Genomic DNA, 1016 nt, shown 5'->3' on the forward strand with positions numbered 1-1016 from the left:
CTAGACGAGTAATTCCTGAGGGTCAGTGGTCGTAGGCGATCAACGAGCGGATCACTGGCGCGCCGGTCTTGTGGTTGTGCCAGAGCCCCGCGGCCATGGCCGTGATCCGCTGGGCGACCCGGATCCCGATGCCCTCGAGGGTCCGTCCGCCGTGTTCTTCCAGGTCAAGCTGCCCTTTGAGGGTGTCGTTGACCGACTCGATCAGCTGTCGGACGCTCTTGAGTAGCGATTCCCCGGGCCGTACCTTCTCGTTCTTGCGGTGCGGCCGGAGCAGTTCGATGCCCTCCTCGGACAGGTGCTTCTCGAGCTCCCCGGAGGCGAAGCCCTTGTCCGAGATCAACAGGATCTGACCGCGCTGGTTGATCAGATCCTCGTCGCGGTCGAGTATCGCCTCGAGGACCTCCCGCTCGCCGATCTTCGGGTCGGCCAGCGCCCACATGATCGGCATGCCGACGGGTGTGCGGACCAGGTAGAGCTTGAGCCCCCAGTAGAAGCGTGAGTGTGACGCGCAGTAGCCGTAGTTGGCCCAGCCGGCCGCGTTGGAGCGTTTGACCGTTGGCCGGGACATCCCGCAGGGCACGGGCGTCGCGTCGGTGATCCACACGTCGTCGAACCAGAAGTCGGTGTCGGCCGCGAGGTCTCGGATGACCTTCTTGACCAGCGGCAACGCGTTGCGGAGTCGCTTGTTGTAGCCCGGTTGCAGCGGAAGGTAGGGGAACATGTCGGACATGTGTTTGCGGGCGTACCGCAGCCAGCGGGCTTCCGAGGTGAAGCCGAGTAGCGACTGGGCGACGGCCAGGCAGACAAGCTCGGCGTCGGACAGTAGCGGGTGTCTGCCCGCGCGCCGCCTCCCGTCGTACCTGTTGTCGATCTTTACGTAAAGTGCCGTGAGGAGGGTCTCCAGGTCTTGCGTCACAACTCGATCTTGTAGGCCCTCTCTCCACGTCTACGCACCAGATGCACAGCGTCAGGACGCGGCCGGCCGGTCAGGACCGGGTCAGGAATTACTCGTCTAG

1 protein-coding gene is annotated in these 1016 nt (G+C 64.3%); it reads right to left on the reverse strand.

The window, feature by feature from the left end; all coding sequences use genetic code 11:
• Nucleotides 1-22: 22 nt before the first annotated feature.
• Nucleotides 23-916 (reverse strand): IS982 family transposase, encoded by an 894-nt coding sequence (locus tag C1A33_RS26210; protein WP_101834225.1) that lies wholly within the window; start codon nt 914-916, stop codon nt 23-25.
• Between the last annotated feature and the right edge of the window lie 100 nt (nt 917-1016).

Origin of the sequence: Frankia canadensis (assembly GCF_900197875.1) — a bacterium.
Lineage (GTDB): Bacteria > Actinomycetota > Actinomycetes > Frankiales > Frankiaceae > Frankia > Frankia canadensis.